The organism is Ruegeria sp. AF2 (assembly GCF_056542025.1).
In genome coordinates this window covers 79,382-95,244 of record NZ_JBQFZC010000002.1, presented here as the reverse complement: position 1 = coordinate 95,244, position 15,863 = coordinate 79,382, and the positions used below count along the sequence as shown (strand labels likewise).

The window sequence follows — 15,863 nt, the reverse complement described above, 5'->3', positions numbered from 1 at the left end:
AGAGGTGCTTTTCGCAGCGCAGCCTCTTCCCCTTGTGCGTGCCGGTGGCTAAGACGATCTTCCAACCGCAAGTCAGGAGGCCCCTTTGGACCGTATCGCCCGCACCATCGCCACCGAGATTAACGCCCGCGCGGAACAGGTTGGGGCCGCGGTCAGGTTGTTGGATGAAGGTGCGACCGTGCCCTTTGTCGCCCGTTATCGGAAGGAAGTGACCGGCGGGCTGGATGATACCCAATTGCGCACCCTTTCCGACCGACTGAATTATCTGCGTGAGCTTGAGGCCCGGCGCGAGGCGATTCTGTCCTCGATCAAGGATCAGGGGAAACTGACGGACGATCTGGTGAAATCGATCGCCCAAGCCGAAACCAAGGCGCAGTTGGAAGATATTTATCTGCCGTACAAGCCCAAACGCCGGACCAAGGCGATGATTGCCCGCGAGAATGGTCTGGAGCCGCTGGCCGATGCGATTCTGGCGGACCGGTTGGCTGAACCAGAAGGGCTGGCTGAAGGGTATCTGATTGAGGCTGTCCCCACGACCAAAGACGCGCTGAATGGTGCACGGGACATCATCACAGAGCGGCTTACCGAAAACGCTGCTTTGCTGGGAGAGCTCCGAAACTTCATGCAACGTGAGGCGTTGCTGAGCGCAAAGGTCGTCGAGGGCAAGGAACAGGAAGGTGCCAAGTTCAGCGATTACTTTGATCATTCCGAGCTTTGGTCGAAAACCCCGTCACATCGAGCGCTGGCAATGTTGCGCGCCTCAAAGGAAGGGATCGTAACGCTAGACATTGCTCCCGAACCCGAAGCGGGAGCCGCGCGGGCCGAGGCCATGGTTGCGGCTCATCTGAACACGCGCGGTGATACTCCTGGTGACAAGTGGCTACGCAAGGTCGCGGGCTGGACATGGCGGGTCAAGCTATCGCTGTCGATGATGGTCGAGCTGATGGCCGACCTGCGCAGCCGCGCACAAGACGAGGCAATTCAAGTGTTTTCGCGCAACCTAAAGGATCTGCTATTCGCTGCTCCGGCGGGGGCACGTCCGACGCTTGGGTTGGATCCCGGCATTCGCACCGGGGTTAAAGCCGCCGTGGTGGATGCAACCGGCAAGGTGGTTGCAACGGATACGCTATATCCGTTTCAGCCCAAGAATGATCTGCGTGGTGCACAAGCGGCAATCCTGAACCTTATCGCTACACATAAAATCGAGCTTATTGCCATCGGCAACGGCACAGCCAGCCGCGAGACTGAGCGTTTGGTGGCCGATACGCTGTCGCTTCTGCCCAAGACCGTCAAAGCGCCCACCAAGGTCGTCGTGTCCGAGGCTGGAGCCTCGGTCTACTCGGCATCCGAGCTTGCCGCGCGCGAATTTCCCGACCTCGACGTCTCGCTACGTGGAGCGGTCTCGATTGCCCGCCGGCTGCAGGATCCCTTGGCTGAACTGGTCAAGATAGAACCCAAGAGCATCGGGGTCGGCCAGTATCAGCACGATGTGGATCAGCACCGCTTGTCACAGTCACTGGAGTCGGTGATCGAAGATGTAGTGAACGCTGTGGGCGTGGATCTGAATACAGCTTCAGCCCCCTTGCTTTCGCACGTCTCGGGTCTGGGACCGGGATTGGCCGAGGCGATTGTCACGCACCGAGATATTCATGGTGCCTTTGCCTCTCGCAAGGATTTGCTGAAGGTGGCCCGCCTTGGTCCGCGCGCCTTCGAGCAGTGTGCAGGTTTCCTGCGAGTTCGTGACGGGTCGGAACCTTTGGACGCCTCCTCGGTTCACCCCGAGGCTTACGATGTCGCCCGTCGGGTAGTGGCAGCATGTGGGCGCGACATTCGCCAAATCATGGGGCATGAAGGCGCGCTGAAAGACCTGCGCGCCGAGCAGTTTGTGAGTGACACTTTCGGCTTGCCTACGGTTCGGGATATTTTCACCGAATTGGAGAAGCCCGGCCGAGACCCGCGACCCAGTTTCAAAACGGCGTCGTTTACGGACGGGGTTGAGGAAATCACGGACCTGAAGCCCGGATTGGTGCTGGAGGGTACCGTCACCAACGTCGCCGCCTTCGGCGCGTTTGTCGACATTGGCGTGCATCATGACGGGTTGGTTCATGTCAGCCAACTGGCCGATCGGTTCGTGAAGGACCCGCATGAGGTGGTCAAAACCGGGCAAGTTGTCAAAGTGACGGTGGTCGAAGTCGACGTTCCACGTAAGCGCATTGGGCTGTCCATGCGCAAGGACGGTGGTGCTTCGGCACGCGAGGGCAATGCACTTCGTGGCAAGGGCAAACCGGCACAAACACCCAAGCCAGGGGAACAGCGGCGCAGCCATGGGGGTCAGAGCACCCAGAACGGGGCCTTTGGTGACGCTCTTAGAGACGCCTTCAATAAACGTTAGGCGGCAACCCTGTCATAGGGCTAAATACGAGGCGTGTTTCTGCAAGACCTACATTCACCTAAGCCCCGGCAGACAGAAAGAAAAGCAGGGCCCTAACATTCGGGTGTTGCAACTCGGACCATGATCTGGATGATGCTGGCCCATGATGGCCGAAAAATTCGGCCAACCGTATGAAAATGCGGCCACAACAAAAAATGGGGAGACGACTTATGTCATTCAAAACTCTGATGCTTGCCGCCAGTGCAACGGCGATGATCGCGGCGGGCGCTTCGGCGGAGACGCTGCGATGGGCCCGTGCAGGTGATGCGCTGACGCTGGACCCGCATGCGCAAAACGAAGGCCCGACCTCGGCCATGGCGCACCAGATCATGGAAACGCTGGTGATGCGTGATCACTCAGGCGCACTGGTTCCATCGCTGGCGACCGAATGGGCACCATCGGAAGAAAATCCGAATGTCTGGGTGTTCAAACTGCGCGAGGGCGTTACCTTCCACGACGGTGCCGAGTTCGACAGCGAGGATGTCGTGTTTTCGCTGAACCGCGCGATGACGCCGGATTCGGATTACAAGGAACTGTTGGCCTCTGTGAAAGAGGTGCGTGCGCCCGACAAGTTCACGATCGAGATCGAAACTGACGGCCCAAACCCGATCATGCCCAACAACCTGACTAACATGTTCATGATGGACAAAGGTTGGGCCGAGGCAAACAACGCCGTCAAGGTTCAGGACTATGAGGGCGGCGAAGACACGTTTGCGGCCAAGAACGCCAATGGCACCGGTCCCTACAAGCTGGTCAGCCGCGAGCCCGACGTGAAAACCGTCCTGGCCGCCTATGACGGCTATTGGGGCAAGGATGAGTTCCCGCTGCAGGTAACCGAGATCATCTATACCCCGATCCAGAACGCCGCGACCCGTGTTGCCGCGCTGCTTTCGGGTGAGGTTGATTTCATTCAGGACGTGCCCGTACAGGACCTCGAGCGTGTAGCCGGAACCGATGGTCTGGACGTACGCACCGCGCCGCAGAACCGGGTAATTTTCTTTGGCATGAACATGGGCGACGCTGATCTGACCTCGGACAATGTGGATGGTAAGAACCCGCTGGCTGATGTCCGCGTTCGACAGGCGATGTCAAAAGCGATCAATCGTGATGCGATCAAACAGGTCGTGATGCGTGGTCAGTCTGCTCCTGCTGGTATGATCTCACCTCCGTTTGTGAATGGTTGGGATGCAGATATGGATGCGTCCTCGTCAACCGATATCGAAGGGGCCAAGGCGTTGATGGCCGAAGCAGGCTATCCTGATGGATTCTCGCTGACCCTGAACTGCCCGAATGACCGCTACATCAATGATGAGGCGATCTGTCAGGCAGCGGTTGGAATGCTGGCCCAGATCGGCGTCACAGTTAACTTGGACGCCAAACCGAAAGCCCAGCACTTCCCGTTGATCAACAACCTAGAAACAGATTTCTACATGCTGGGCTGGGGTGTTCCGACTTATGACTCGGAGTACATCTTCAACTTCCTCGTCCATTCGAAGGGCGAAAAGTACGGCTCGTGGAATGGCACACGCTACTCCAACCCGGATCTGGATGCCAAAATCGTGGCCCTTGCCTCTGAAACTGATCTACCCGCACGTGATCAGCAGATCGGTGATATCTGGCAGGTTGTTCAGGATGAACAGCTCTATATCCCGATCCACCATCAGGTGCTGAACTGGGGCATGAAATCGGGCGTGGGCACCATCGTCGAGCCGGAAGATTCACCGAAGATCAAATACTTTGAGATGAACTAAACTATCCTCTGTGATGGTATGCAGGGCGCGGAAACGCGCCCTGTTCTTGTTTGCGCCGTCGGTAACGGACCTGTGATCTCGGCGCAGGAACGGCTTTACGTGGCAGCGAAAAAGCTGGATTGTTTCAGCGCTAACAGGGAGATTTCGCCATGATCCTCAGAAACAGTGCAATCGGCCTGACCATGTTGCTTGCAAGCACCGCGCAGGCGGCCGAATTCAAGTGGGCCTCGACCACCGATCCGCAGACGATGGACCCTCACGCGGTCAACTCGGCCCCAGTTCTCGGGTTCCTGAACAACGTCTACGAAGGGCTGGTCCGCCGCGGTAAGGATATGAGCGTTGAGCCCGCGTTGGCTGTCAGTTGGGAGCCAATCGGCGACGGCGAAGGATGGCGGTTCAATCTGCGTCAGGGCGTGACCTTTCACGACGGAAGCAGCTTTGACGCGCAAGATGTGCTGTTCAGCTACCAACGCGCCTCGGGTGAGGCGGCGGACACGCGCAGTTGGTTCGCTCCTGTCAGTGACGTCATTGTAGTTGATGACTACACCGTTGATATCATGACCACAGCACCTAACCCGCTGTTTCCGTCATCGATTGCCAACTGGATGATCATGGATCAAGACTGGACTGAGGCCAACGACGCCGTGGTCCCCGACAAAGAAACCGGAAACTACGCCACCATCAACGCCAACGGCACCGGCGCGTTCAAGGTGACCGAGCGCGAGCCGGGTCTTAAGACCGTGTTGGAACCTTATGAAGGCTGGTGGGGGGATGTTGAACACAACATCACCCGTGCAGAATTTAATCCGATCCAAAATCCTGCCACGGCCGTAGCGGCGCTGCTATCGGGCGATGTGGACATGATCAACCCGGTCCCCATTCAGGACGTCGCACGGCTGCAGCAGAACGCAGAGGTCGATGTCATCCAGGGCATTGAGGCGCGCGTAATCATGCTGGGCTTCGACCACGAGGCTGACACGCTGAAATACACAGACGATGCGGGCAAACCCAACCCGTTCCGTGACGCGCGCGTGCGGCAGGCAGTTGCGCAAGCGGTGAATGTCGACGCCATTCTGGCCACGATCATGCGCGGAAATGCCGAGCCCGCATCGCAGCTCGTCAGCCCAGCCATGAGCGGGTTCTCCGAAGCCAACGCCGGACGCCCCGCGTTTGATGTGGAGTCGGCAAAGGCGCTGCTGGCCGAGGCCGGATATGCAGATGGTTTCTCATTTGGCCTGAAATGCCCCAATGACCGCTACCTTAATGACGAGGCCGTCTGTCAGGCCGTCGTTGGTATGCTGGCTCAGATCGGGATCACCGCCGAGCTGGACGCGATGCCAGTGCGGAACTATTGGCCGGAACTGCGCGAAGATAATTACGACATGTACCTGCTGGGCTGGAGCCCCGGTACGTTCGACGCCGAGCATCCGGTCCGGTTCCTTGTCGCAACCCCGAACGAAGAGAAAAAGCTGGGTAGCTGGAACTTCGGCGGCTTCTCGAATGCACGTGTCGATGAGCTGTTGCCGATGATCCAGTCAGAACTGGATGAGGCCAAGCGTCAGGCGATGCTGGACGAGGTTACTCAAATCTATCAGGACGAACACGTTTATGTGCCGATGTATGTCCAGCCGCTGGTTTGGGGCACGCGCAGCAATGTAGAGGTCACGCAGCGTCCGGACAACTTCTTCCTGCTGCGTTGGGTGAATGTGAATTGATCGGCGGCAACGTCGCGTTGAGTTGACAGCACTCTCTTGACCATCTGGTCAAGGTCGGCCTAGAGAGACCGATCTACGAGGGAAACATATGTTCGCATATATCGTCAGACGGATGTTCCAGTCCGTCATAGTGCTGTTGGTCGTGGGGTTGGTCGCCTTTTCGATGTTCCGATTTGTTGGCGACCCGATCGACAACATGCTGGGGCAAGAGCGCACGCAGGCCGACATTGACCGCCTACGGACCGAGCTTGGGTTGGACCAACCTTTTGTGGTGCAATACGCCAAGTTCCTGCAAGGCGCCGTTCAGGGCAATTTCGGTGTGTCTTATCGCCAGGGGCGACCGGTCTCGACCATCCTGGTGGAGCGCGCTCCGGCGACGTTGGAATTGGCCTTTGTATCCGGCTTTCTTGCGATCACGATGGGCATTGCCCTCGGTGTCTTTACTGCAATCCGACGACAAGGGATCGCTGCCAATGTGATCATGACTGTTTCCTTGATCGGGGTTTCGCTGCCGACGTTCCTCATAGGTATCCTGCTGATCTATGTTTTCTCGGTTGAACTTGACCTACTGCCCAGTTTCGGGAGGGGCGAGACCGTTATGATTGGCAGTTGGTCCACCGGGTTTCTGACGACCTCGGGGCTCAAGGCATTGATATTGCCTGCAATCACGCTGGGCCTCTATCAAATGACACTGATCATGCGGCTTGTCCGGTCCGAGATGCTGGAGGTTCTGCGCGCTGACTATGTCCGCTTTGCCCGCGCCCGAGGGCTGTCGGACCGGGTGATCAATTTCCGCCACGCGCTGAAGAACACTCTTGTGCCGGTGATCACCATAACAGGCCTGCAGCTGGGGTCGATCATCGCTTTTGCCATCATCACCGAAACGGTGTTCCAATGGCCGGGCGTCGGCTTGCTGTTCATCAACGCGATCCAGTTCGTGGATATCCCCGTTATGGCTGCCTATCTGATGCTGATCTCGGTGATGTTCGTGACAATCAACCTGATTGTCGACCTTCTGTACTATGCCATTGACCCGCGCCTGCGTGTCGACGCGAGGGCCACATGACCGAAACGATGGAAACCCCGAAAGTCGCGCCTAAATCGCGTATGGCCAAGTTCTGGGATAGCGATTTCGCCTGGTCTTTCCGGCACTCTCCGGTAGCCATGATCGCATCTTTGGTCGTGGTCATTCTGGTGCTGGCGGCGATCTTTGCCCCGCTGATCGCGCCATATAACCCGTTCGATCCAGCAACACTGAACCTGATGAACGGGTTCACACCACCAGGTACGCCCAATGCGTTTACGCAAGAGACCTTTTTGCTAGGCACAGATGACCAAGGGCGCGATGTGTTCTCGACCATCCTCTACGGGTTGCGCATTTCATTGTTCGTAGGTGCCTCTGCTGTGCTTCTTGCCTTGATCATCGGCGTGATCCTCGGTCTGATCGCTGCGTATTTCGGAGGTTGGATCGAGACGCTGATCATGCGTATCGCAGACGTGCAGCTGACGTTCCCGGCCATTCTGGTCGCGATGCTGATCTTTGGGATCGCCAAAGGGATCACTCCGCCGGAATACCGCGATGAGATGGCAATCTATGTTCTCATCATCGCAATTGCGTTGTCGGACTGGGTGCAGTTCGCACGCGTCGTCCGTGGTGCTGCTCTGGTTGAGAAAAACAAGGAATATGTACAAGCCGCGCGCCTGATCGGGCGTGGATCGTTCCCGATCATGTTCCGTCACATCCTACCCAATGTCCTTAGCCCTGTTCTTGTTATTGCGACCATCTCGCTGGCGCTGGCAATCATTGCTGAGGCCACATTGAGTTTTCTGGGTGTGGGCGCCCCCCCGACCCAGCCGTCGCTGGGAACACTAATCCGGATCGGGCAAGGTTTCTTGTTCTCGGGCGAATGGTGGATTTTGTTCTTCCCGGCCTGCACGCTTCTGGCCCTCGCCCTGTCGGTCAACTTGTTGGGCGACTGGCTGCGCGACGCGCTGAACCCAAAACTGCGGTGATTTCATGAGCCTTCTGACCATCCAAGACCTCACCGTCGAATTCCCGACCCGCCGCCAGCTGTTTACTGCAGTGGACCACGCCAGCCTTTCTGTCGAACCCGGTGAAATCCACGGACTTGTGGGCGAATCCGGGGCAGGTAAATCTACCATCGGCGCTGCGGTGATGGGCCTTCTGGAACGCCCAGGTCGCATTGCCAGCGGTCAGATTAAGCTGGGCGGCGATAAGATCAGCGGCATCGATGCCGAGGCGATGCGCGGGCTGCGCGGCAAGAAGATCTCGATGATCTTTCAAGACCCGCTTACGTCGCTGAACCCGCTATTTACAGTGCGCGAACAACTGGTCGAGACGATCCAGGCCCATCTGGGTGGATCCGAGGCCGAAGCAAGCAAGCGCGCCCGTGATTTGATCGACCGCGTTGGCATCCCAGACCCGGATACTCGGCTGGATCAGTACCCGCACCAGTTTTCGGGCGGCATGCGGCAACGCGTGGTGATTGCTCTGGCACTTTGCACCGAACCGGATGTGATCATCGCCGATGAACCCACGACAGCTTTGGATGTTTCGGTTCAGGCCCAGATTCTGGACCTGATCAAGGAACTGGCACAAGAGCGTCAGGTGGGTGTCATCCTGATCACCCATGATATGGGCGTGATCGCCGATACAACTGACCGCGTGACCGTGATGTATGCGGGCAAGGTGGTTGAAAGCGGCACCACGGCACAGGTGATGGGCCAGCCGCAACACGAATACACCAAGTCCCTGATCGCCGCCGTACCACGCCCGACGCTGAAACTGCATCGCTTCCCTCAGATCAGCTATGGCGGGCGTGAAACGCGTTTCGCGATCGAGGATATGGCACGCCACTGGCCCAAGGTGAATAACGACGCCAGCAAACCGATCTTTGAAATCCGCGACCTGACCAAGAAATTCCTGCAAAAGCGTGGATTACTGCCTTGGGATCGTACCTACTTCACCGCTGTCGACAACGTCAGCTTTGACATTCGCGCGGGCGAAGTCTTTGGGGTTGTCGGTGAGTCCGGATCGGGCAAGTCCACCGTCGCGCGTATGATCGCAGGGCTCTATCCCGTGGACGGTGGCACCATCACCTTTGACGGGCAACTGGTTAGCGATCTAAGCAATCGTGCGGTGCAAGACGAATACCGCAAGAACATCCAAATGATCTTTCAGGACCCCTACTCGTCTCTCAATCCGCGTATGCGGGTGGATGAAATAGTGGCGGAGCCGATCCGCCATCACCGCCTGATGGAGGGTGCCGACATCAAGCGCCGTGTGGACGAATTGCTGGATCAAGTGGGGCTGGGGTCAGAGGCTGGGCTGAAATATCCGCATGAGTTCTCGGGCGGTCAGCGCCAGCGCATCTCGATCGCACGCGCACTGGCGACACAACCCCGGTTCCTGATCTGCGATGAACCCACAAGCGCGCTCGACGTTTCGATCCAGGCGCAGATTTTGAACATCCTGAAAGACCTGCAAGAGCATCTGGGCCTGACCATGCTGTTCATCAGCCACGACCTGCCAGTGGTACGCCAGATGTGTGACCGAGTTGCGGTTATGAAACAGGGACAAATCGTCGAGGTTCAGGACACCAGCGATCTGTTTACCAGTCCGAATACCGAATACGCGCAAGAACTGTTGCGGTTGATGCCGAAACTCGATGACCTGTCGACTGACGGGCTTGGGGTCGAAGCAGGATAGGGCCGCGACACCCGTCGCAGGCGCTCCGTGACTAGAGGCCTTGTTCGAATGCCCGGAACTCGGCAGCGATAGCCGCAGCTGCTATCGCCAGCAGACGCTCGCCATCCTGAGGATTGGCCAAAGCTGAATGCGATCCAACGCGGCCATCCGGGAAGTCCGCGCGATGCTCGTCAGGTGGACCATGGCGATCCCCTGCGTGATCCCGGATGTATTCGGCGCTGAGTTTCTGGGGCGGCTCAGCGGCCTGATTGGCAGGCAATGGTCCAAGCAAAGACTGGGTTATGGCAATCTCCGAGGGGGTGGCGTGCATCCCTTCCCAATCTCCATAGAGCTGCTGTCGCAGAACATTCACTGCGTTCGGCTCCCACCAGCTCCGGATCAGCAATTGACCACCGGCAATTTCGCTTTCGATCTGCCGAAGAGGCGCCAGATTGGCCCCGTGCCCATTCACTATGAACACTCCAACGAAACCTTGCTCCAAGAGCCCCCGGATCACCTCATCTGCGATGGTGCGAAAGGTTTCGGCTGAAATAGACACCGTTCCGGGAAATCCCGCGTTGAAAGGCGCTGGCGTGTAGGCCAGCGCCGGAGCGACGATACCCTCGCATTGCATGGCGGCAGCGAGTGCGACAGCCTCGGCGCAAATCGTGTCGGTGCCAATGCGACCCATCGGGCCGTGCTGCTCGGTCGATCCAACCGGCAGCAACACGGCCGCACCGGCATTGATACGAGTGTCAACCTCGTACCATGTCATGTGCTCAAGTTTCATGACTTTGAAAACTCTCGCAGGCGCTCCAGTTACTAGGGCCTCTGATCAGAGACCCCAGCGTTCCCGGTTTTCGTCAAAGAAGCCTTGGGCTTTTTTCACTTCAATCCAGTTGTTCACATAGTTGATCCAGACCTGATCACTTTGCGGCAACAGCATCGCGATAGGAGAAGGAGAACGCGGCCCGGCATTCTTGACGCGGACGACCGGGAACTTTGCTTCAAGGGTCGATCCCTCGATATTCGAGGTTATGAACACATCTGCACGACCGGCCAAGACCTCCTGAAAACCACGCGCAGGAGCTTCGACCACTTTGATATCCGCATCGGGGAACCATTCGCGCACGCGCTTTTCAAAGGTAGTGCCCAGGGTAGTAGCAACCTTCACGTCTGGCTTGTTGATCGAGTCGTAGCCATCAAATTTGTCGGCCTTTTCCTTGGTCGTGTAGGGAAACAACTCAACCGCGATGTAACTGTCGGAAAACCCTGCAACTTTCATGCGCGGAGGTGAGATAGAAGCCGAACCGGTGATGTGGTACTTCCCCGCTACCACACCATTGACCAATGTTTTCCAGTCGGTGGGCACATATTCGACCTCAACACCCAGATCAGCGGCCAGCGCGTTCATGATGTCGATATCATAGCCTTTATAGCTGTTAGTCGCCGGGTCGCGCAGTGACATCGGGTTCCAGTCACCGGTTGTCCCCACTTTCAGCACGCCGTCATCCAAAATTTCATTCAGAGCCGACTGTGCTTGCGCAGCGCCGCTGATCACAAGACCGAGCGCAGCCGCAGCCGCGACTTTAACAAAACGTTTCATGTGGTTCTCCCGTTGGTGGCGTTAGTCTTTTTATCACGACATTGCTTCTTGATTTAAGCGTAAAGAAAAAGATAACCTCAAGCAACTAATTAACTCATAGTAATCACAAGTGGGCCAGCAGATGCCAAACGCAGCGATCGAGCTTGTCGACGTAGACAAGTGGTTTGGCACATTTCACGTGCTCAAGAACATCAACCTGACAGTCAACAGTGGTGAAAAGGTTGTGATCTGCGGCCCATCCGGATCGGGTAAATCAACGGTCGTAAGATGCATCAATCAGCTTGAGAAACATCAAAAGGGCACCATCCGCATCGATGGGGTCGAACTGAACGATGATGCCAAATCTGCAGCCACCATCCGGTCAGAAGTTGGCATGGTGTTCCAGCAATTCAATCTGTTCCCGCATCTAACAGTGCTGGAAAACCTGACCCTTGGCCCCATCAAGGCCCGCGGGTTGAGCCGAAAAGAAGCCGAGGACAAAGCGCGCCACTACCTTGAGCGTGTTCATATACCCGATCAGGCCGACAAGCGCCCGATACAGCTTTCAGGTGGACAGCAGCAGCGAGTGGCAATTGCCCGTTCGCTTTGCATGGAGCCCCGGGTCCTTTTGTTCGACGAACCCACCTCGGCGCTCGACCCTGAGATGATCTCCGAGGTGCTCGACGTGATGGTCGAACTTGCCGAGGAAGGCATGACCATGGTTGTGGTGACCCATGAGATGGGATTTGCCCGAAAAGTGGCCGACAACATGGTGTTCATGGATGCAGGCGAGATTGTCGAACAAGGTAAGCCCGAGCATTTCTTCACCAATCCAAAGTCTGAGCGGTGTCAGAAATTCCTGAGCCAAATTCTACAGCATTGAGTTGGGTCCGATGAAAAAATCACTTCTCTTCCTTCCCCTTTTCTTGCTGATCACGGGCTGTTCGTCCTCACAGACCTGGGGTTGGTACGTCATTGACCCAACCACGGCTTCAGGCTGGACCAATGTAAAATTCCTGATTTCGGGCATGGGTGCGACCATTCAGATTTCGCTGATTGCGGCGATTTTATCGATTGTCATTGGATTGCTGGTCGCCCTGCCGGGTCTGTCGGAAAAGCGCGGCTGGCGGCTGGTAAACCGGGTATATGTCGAATTTGTCCGCTCGATCCCTCTGTTGCCTATGCTGTTTTGGGTGTTCTACGGGTTGCCGATTGTCTTTCAGTCGATGGGTATGGACATCCCAATCGATCCCTTCTGGGGCGCAATTATCACCCTTGCGATATCGGACAGCGCCTTTACCGCCGAGATCTACCGTGCCGGTATACAATCTATCGCAAAAGGGCAAAGCGAGGCGGCGCAAACGATTGGCCTGAACTATTTTCAGACCATGCGCTACGTGATCCTGCCGCAAGCGATCCGGCGCATTCTGCCGCCGCTGGCCAACCAGTTCATCTACATCGTGAAGATGAGCGCATTCGCCAGCGTCATCGGCATGCAAGAACTGACACGCCGTGCGAATGAGCTGGTAGTGACGGAATACCGCCCGCTTGAGATCTATACCTTGTTGATCTTCGAGTATCTGGTGCTGGTACTGATCATCAGCGCCGGTGTGCGTTGGCTCGAGCGCCGGATGGGCGCAGATGAGCGCGGATAAGGAGCATAAGATGGACTGGAAAGACTTCATGGCCGAGACCGAGGCCAATATTGGTGCATTCTCGAAAGAAGTGCCCGAAACCGTCCGTGGTTTTGGCGTCATGGGTAAGGCCGCCAAAACAGATGGTGCGCTGAGTGAAAAAACAAAGGAATTCATGGCGTTGGGGATTGCCATCGCGACGCGCTGCGACAGTTGCATCGGCTTCCATGTCCGCTCATTGGTGCGGCTGGGTGCGACCCGCGAAGAGCTGTGCGAAGCGCTGGCAATGGCCACCTATATGGGCGGCGGCCCGTCTTACGCCTACAGCGCCAAGGCGTTGAAGGCGTTTGATGTGTTTTCAGAGTAATAGACCGGTACGCGGTCCGATTTCATTGGATGGTTCTTGCCATGGCAGTCACCGAAATCCGTGATGAAGGGATGCGAATTGGTGGCGAGATCATCTTTACCGCTGAGACCATCCCGGTTCACTACCCCTATACCAATGAGGTCGTGGGCCATGTGCCCGCAGGGCAGGCTGAACACGCGCGCCGCGCCTTCGAAATTGCGGCCCACTACAAGCCCGAACTGACCCGCTATGAACGCAGCCAAATCCTGCAACGGGCTGGAGAGCTGATTGGTGAACGTCGCGATTACCTCGCCAAATGGCTGGTGCTTGAGCTTGGCATCTGCCATCAACACGCGATCTACGAGACCAAGCGCGCGCAGGATGTCTTTCAATTTGCGGCGGCCGAGGCACTGAAGGATGATGGCGAAATCTTTGCGTGCGATCTGACCCAAAATGGTAAAGCCCGCAAGATTTTCACGATGCGCGAGCCTGTGACCGCAATCAGCGCGATCACTCCATTCAACCATCCACTCAACATGGTCAGCCACAAGGTTGCTCCGTCGATCGCCACCAATAACTGCATGGTCTGCAAACCGACCGAGTTGACGCCTCTGACCTGCCTGACGCTGGCCGATATCCTTTATGAGGCAGGCCTGCCGCCTGAGATGTTTCAGGTGGTCACTGGCTGGCCACAGGACATTGGGAATGAGATGATCGTCAATGAAAACATCGACATCATAACCTTCACCGGTAGTGTTCCCGTGGGCAAGATGATCGCAGAGAAGGCGGTTTACAAACGTCAGGCGCTGGAGTTGGGCGGTAATGATCCACTGATTGTTCTGAATGACCTCAACGATGCCGATCTAGACAGGGCAGCAACGATCGCCGTAGCCGGGGCCACCGGCAATTCGGGACAACGCTGCACTGCGATCAAGCGAATACTGGTGCAAGAGAGTGTCGCGGACACCTTTGTGCCTTTGGTGCTTGAGAAGGCCAAAAAGATCAGGTTCGGAGATCCGCAGGATCCTGAGACCGAGCTGGGTTGCGTGATCCACGAGGAAGCGGCCAAGCTTTTCGAAGATCGTGTTCACTTGGCCCAGAAAGCGGGAGCAGAAGTCCTTTACCACCCCGGACGTCAGGGCGCGCTGCTGCCGCCGATCGTGGTCGACGACGTTCCCAACGACTCTGCGTTGGTGATGGAGGAAACTTTCGGCCCCATTATTCCCATCATTCGTGTGCCCGACGACGATGACGAGGTCATGCGCATCTCGAACTCTACTGTGTACGGCCTGTCGTCGGGGGTATGTACCAATGACCTGAACCGCGCAATTGCCTATATCAATGGGCTGAACGTGGGCACCTGCAATATCTGGGAACAACCCGGATACCGTATCGAAATGTCCCCCTTTGGGGGCATCAAGGATTCGGGCAATGGTGTCAAAGAAGGGGTCATCGAGGCCATCAGGTTCTTTACGAATGTCAAAACCTACTCGCTTCCTTGGCCCGGTTGAAGGCTTGTTGAAGATTGCAATGCACACCACCAGTGATGCATGCTCGCTCAGCCAAGAAATGACCGCTTGAGCCCTTCGGCTCTTGGCGTCATATGTGCCTTCGAACGCACGCGCGATGCCCCGAAACAAGGAAATACCTCATGCAAAAGGTTCTCATCACAGGTACTGCCGGATTTATCGGGTTCCATCTTGCCAAACTTTTGCTTGAGAACGGTTGCCGGGTTCATGGCTTTGACGGGATGACTGATTATTACGATGTCCGCCTCAAACAGAGCCGACATGCGCTGTTGCTGGAGAACCCAAATTTTTCGTGCGATGAAGGGATGCTGGAAGATACCGCCAAGTTCGACCAGATCGCTGATGCTTTTGAACCGGACGTGATCATCCATCTCGCAGCGCAAGCTGGCGTCCGGTATAGCCTGGAAAACCCGCGCGCCTATGTCGAAAGCAATGTTGTCGGGACGTTCAACGTTATGGAAGCTGCGCGGCGGCACAAAGTGCGGCATCTGCTGATGGCTTCGACTTCGTCGATCTACGGGGCAAATCCTGACATGCCCTTCGACGAGTGCGAAAAAGCAGATCATCAACTCACTATGTACGCAGCCACCAAAAAGGCAAATGAAGCGATGGGACACTCCTATGCCCATCTTTGGAATATTCCGACAACAATGTTCCGCTTCTTCACAGTCTACGGTCCTTGGGGGCGCCCGGACCTTGCGTTCTTCAAATTCACGGACGCGATCCTCAACGACCGCCCGATAGACATCTACAACCACGGCGACATGTATCGTGATTTCACCTATGTGGATGACCTGGTGCGCGCAATCTCTCTGCTGATCGACGTTGTGCCTGTTCGCCCCAAAGCCCCCGAAGACATCGCCGAAGGTGACAGCCTGAGCCCGGTCGCTCCCTATCGCATAGTGAACATTGGAAATTCGGACAAAGTGCGTTTGTTGGATTTCATCGACGCCATCGAAGAAAGCCTCGGCAAACCCGCGATCCGAAACTATATGGAGATGCAGTTGGGCGATGTGCCTGCAACTTGGGCCAATGCCGATCTGCTGCGCCGCCTGACCGGTTATCGCCCAAAAACCGAAATCAGGGACGGCATACAGGCCTTCGTGGACTGGTATCGCGCATATTACGGTAAATAGAACCTGCGAACCTGCCTAAACCTGAAT

At 56.6% G+C, this 15,863-nt stretch carries 13 protein-coding genes; 11 read left to right on the top strand and 2 right to left on the bottom strand.

Annotated features, from left to right (window positions below):
- The first annotated feature begins 85 nt into the window (after positions 1 to 85).
- From ACR0NM_RS08240 to ACR0NM_RS08215, 6 genes are all read left to right on the top strand, one after another.
- Entirely contained in the window at positions 86 to 2,392 is a 2,307-nt protein-coding gene (locus tag ACR0NM_RS08240) for a Tex family protein (protein WP_480614038.1), read from the top strand.
- 209 nt (positions 2,393 to 2,601) lie between these two features.
- Positions 2,602 to 4,182, top strand: coding sequence for an ABC transporter substrate-binding protein (locus ACR0NM_RS08235; RefSeq protein WP_170393897.1), 1,581 nt, complete (start codon positions 2,602 to 2,604; stop codon positions 4,180 to 4,182).
- Positions 4,183 to 4,331: 149 nt separating this feature from the next.
- Complete coding sequence (locus ACR0NM_RS08230) at positions 4,332 to 5,897, top strand: ABC transporter substrate-binding protein (RefSeq protein WP_170407338.1); 1,566 nt, start codon at positions 4,332 to 4,334, stop codon at positions 5,895 to 5,897.
- 88 nt (positions 5,898 to 5,985) lie between these two features.
- Positions 5,986 to 6,963, top strand: a complete 978-nt coding sequence (locus ACR0NM_RS08225) for an ABC transporter permease (protein ID WP_170393893.1) — start codon at positions 5,986 to 5,988, stop codon at positions 6,961 to 6,963.
- A complete protein-coding gene (locus ACR0NM_RS08220) occupies positions 6,960 to 7,910 on the top strand; it encodes an ABC transporter permease (RefSeq protein WP_170407343.1) in 951 nt (316 codons plus the stop codon). Before ACR0NM_RS08225 ends, ACR0NM_RS08220 begins: the two co-directional genes overlap by 4 nt.
- Positions 7,911 to 7,914: 4 nt before the next feature.
- Positions 7,915 to 9,627, top strand: a complete 1,713-nt coding sequence (locus ACR0NM_RS08215) for an ABC transporter ATP-binding protein (protein WP_480614036.1) — start codon at positions 7,915 to 7,917, stop codon at positions 9,625 to 9,627.
- A 31-nt stretch (positions 9,628 to 9,658) separates the two neighbouring features.
- On the opposite strand, the gene ACR0NM_RS08210 is transcribed toward ACR0NM_RS08215, so the two are convergent.
- Together ACR0NM_RS08210 and ACR0NM_RS08205 are read right to left on the bottom strand one after the other, a co-directional pair.
- Positions 9,659 to 10,396: a creatininase family protein gene (locus ACR0NM_RS08210; RefSeq protein ID WP_480537098.1), complete on the bottom strand. Its 738-nt coding sequence runs from the start codon at positions 10,394 to 10,396 to the stop codon at positions 9,659 to 9,661.
- Between the two features lie 45 nt (positions 10,397 to 10,441).
- Positions 10,442 to 11,212 carry a transporter substrate-binding domain-containing protein gene (locus tag ACR0NM_RS08205; RefSeq protein WP_170393886.1) on the bottom strand — a complete coding sequence of 257 codons (771 nt, stop codon included), beginning with the start codon at positions 11,210 to 11,212 and terminating at the stop codon, positions 10,442 to 10,444.
- A 121-nt stretch (positions 11,213 to 11,333) separates the two neighbouring features.
- Between ACR0NM_RS08205 and ACR0NM_RS08200 the strand changes: the two genes are divergently transcribed.
- The 5 genes from ACR0NM_RS08200 (at position 11,334) to ACR0NM_RS08180 (ending at position 15,836) form a co-directional block, all read left to right on the top strand.
- Positions 11,334 to 12,074 carry an amino acid ABC transporter ATP-binding protein gene (locus ACR0NM_RS08200; RefSeq protein WP_170407352.1) on the top strand — a complete coding sequence of 247 codons (741 nt, stop codon included), beginning with the start codon at positions 11,334 to 11,336 and terminating at the stop codon, positions 12,072 to 12,074.
- Between the two features lie 10 nt (positions 12,075 to 12,084).
- Positions 12,085 to 12,846 (top strand): amino acid ABC transporter permease, encoded by a 762-nt coding sequence (locus ACR0NM_RS08195; protein ID WP_170407354.1) that lies wholly within the window; start codon positions 12,085 to 12,087, stop codon positions 12,844 to 12,846.
- 10 nt (positions 12,847 to 12,856) lie between these two features.
- Entirely contained in the window at positions 12,857 to 13,192 is a 336-nt protein-coding gene (locus tag ACR0NM_RS08190) for a carboxymuconolactone decarboxylase family protein (protein WP_480614033.1), read from the top strand.
- 41 nt (positions 13,193 to 13,233) lie between these two features.
- Positions 13,234 to 14,682 (top strand): phosphonoacetaldehyde dehydrogenase, encoded by a 1,449-nt coding sequence (phnY, locus tag ACR0NM_RS08185; protein WP_480614031.1) that lies wholly within the window; start codon positions 13,234 to 13,236, stop codon positions 14,680 to 14,682.
- A gap of 140 nt (positions 14,683 to 14,822) precedes the next feature.
- Entirely contained in the window at positions 14,823 to 15,836 is a 1,014-nt protein-coding gene (locus ACR0NM_RS08180; RefSeq protein WP_480614029.1) for an NAD-dependent epimerase/dehydratase family protein, read from the top strand.
- The last annotated feature ends 27 nt before the right edge of the window (positions 15,837 to 15,863 follow it).